The following is a 1,814-nucleotide window of genomic DNA, read 5'->3' on the forward strand; positions in this document are numbered from 1 at the left end:
GTCCAGTCTTCCGCGGTCCAGGTGCTGGGTTTGTACAGGCCGAGGGCTGTGTTGAGCACTACATCAACGGTGTAGACAGCGGGAAAGACGACGGCGACTGCTTTGGCGCCATGAAGACCGGCATGTGCTGTGAGGCCGTAGGCCGAACCCCACATCGTTCCCAGTGCATAATGGGTGACCCAGTTCAGCTGATCACGTCCCTGCTGGGTCGTCGGATGGATAGGCAAAATCCGTTCTGCGAAATCCGCTGGTGCGTAGCTGGGTTCACTCCCGGTCAGAGGCGTTTCAACGAATTTCTGGAAGGCCGTCATCGCTACGGTCCCGGCAACACCTGCGGCCATGCCCCGAACGATCGGTTCGATCATGGAAGGCGTCTTTTTGGTGAGCATATTGCCGATTATTGTCCTGCCTGGCAGTACCCGCAACCATCGCAACGGCCGCTGTGATCATCATTAATCAAGGTTCCGTGAAGCATCATTAATCAAGGTTCCGTGAAGCAACGGCCGCTGTGATCATCATTAATCAAGGTTCCGTGAAGCTGCCTGGCAGTACCCGCAACCATCGCAACGGCCGCTGTGATCATCATTAATCAAGGTTCCGTGAAGCTTCCGTCGGCCTTCTCGGGCAAGCCGCCCTCAGGAGGCATCTTCCCCCGACAGCTCTCCCGGAATTAGCGCGAAGGAGCGACCTGCCGGTGGTCCTGGCGCCGGCTCAAGCGTGTGTAGCCGAGGACGGCGAGGACCCCTGCTGTGGCTTCTGCTGCCGCGGTGAGGGTTTTGCTGGCGTACCAGACGGGTTCATACATCGAGGGAATCGGTCCGATCGCAGGGACTTGGATGTATCGACCTGGAGCCCACTTCGCCTCGGCACCACCTCGCCGGCCCTGTGTGGAGTCCTCGTCGCCTCCCAGATGGGCGACATGCCTGCCGGAGGCGCCGACACCGGCGTCGCCCAGGAATCAAGTTCCCACCCCGCCATGATCGCCCTCGGTGGCGGCCTGGTCCTGGCAGCAGCAGCCGGTGGAAGCTTCATGGTCGGAATCGACCTTCAGCGACGACGCGTCGCTCGCCGAGCAGTACCGTCACCTCCGGGCAACGGAGGTGCGGGAACGCTGGTGCTCACACACTTTTCGTCCCGATACGACGACGTCGATGTACTGGCTGAGCAGGCCCGGGCCAAGGCCGGCTCCACAATCGTCGTTCCTGCCGCTGACCTGGATCGGATCCCCTTTCCGGGGCGCCGAAGCCTCGATGTCTGGTAGTGCCGGATACCCGCTCCTGCAGCTCCACGCGCACGGGCTGTCCTTAGAAGAGATCAGCCAGGTCCTCGTTGGTCTGTTCCAGATCGAACGCCTTGGGATCCAATGTCTCACAGGGCTCCAGTCCCAGCCACTCCCGGTACTCCTTGTGCTCATCGTGGGCCGGATCGTTCACGGCCTGGACGATGCCCATCCAACCCCAGGTGCCGCCGCTGTCCTCGGCAGGCGCCAGACCGCGACCCGTAATGCACCGCGGCAACTGCCCGGCGCCGTCGTCGGACGTCAGGACCTTCTCGACGGTGATGCCGTGCTCCCAGTTGTCGCCGAAATCGTAGGTGTAGGTCAGAGTGCTGCCCACGGCGGGTAGCAGTTCGTGGACCATCACCCTCGCCTCATCGCGGGGATGTTCACCATAGAAATCCTCCCCCTGAGGGCTTACCGGCGCGTACGTCGGGCCGCGGAAACCCCCGCTCCGGAAATGATGCAGGTGGTAATCCTGCCAGGCGAACACTGCCTGGATCACCACGTGCAGCCGAGGGAGCGGCAGATCGGCGGG

4 protein-coding genes are annotated in these 1,814 nt (G+C 62.3%); 1 reads left to right on the top strand and 3 read right to left on the bottom strand.

The window, feature by feature from the left end; translation table 11 throughout:
* Positions 1-389, bottom strand: a 389-nt coding sequence (locus tag Y704_RS21785) for a hypothetical protein (protein ID WP_051477189.1), incomplete at its 3' end; no start/stop codon positions are given.
* A gap of 281 nt (positions 390-670) precedes the next feature.
* Complete coding sequence (locus Y704_RS25590) at positions 671-805, bottom strand: hypothetical protein (RefSeq protein ID WP_275451073.1); 135 nt, start codon at positions 803-805, stop codon at positions 671-673.
* A 27-nt stretch (positions 806-832) separates the two neighbouring features.
* Here Y704_RS25590 and Y704_RS25370 point away from each other — a divergent pair, with 27 nt between their 5' ends.
* Entirely contained in the window at positions 833-1,261 is a 429-nt protein-coding gene (locus Y704_RS25370; RefSeq protein WP_253904366.1) for a hypothetical protein, read from the top strand.
* Positions 1,262-1,304: 43 nt separating this feature from the next.
* On the opposite strand, the gene Y704_RS21790 is transcribed toward Y704_RS25370, so the two are convergent.
* Positions 1,305-1,814, bottom strand: a 510-nt coding sequence (locus Y704_RS21790) for a plasmid pRiA4b ORF-3 family protein (RefSeq protein WP_162149421.1), incomplete at its 5' end; no start/stop codon positions are given.

Source organism: Arthrobacter sp. Br18, assembly GCF_000520555.1.
Classification (GTDB): Bacteria; Actinomycetota; Actinomycetes; order Actinomycetales; family Micrococcaceae; genus Arthrobacter_D.

Excerpts from the sequence above, each read along its gene's own strand:
- Y704_RS25590 (WP_275451073.1), bottom strand. The coding sequence starts at position 805 with ATGTATGAACCCGTCTGGTACGCCAGCAAAACCCTCACCGCGGCAGCA.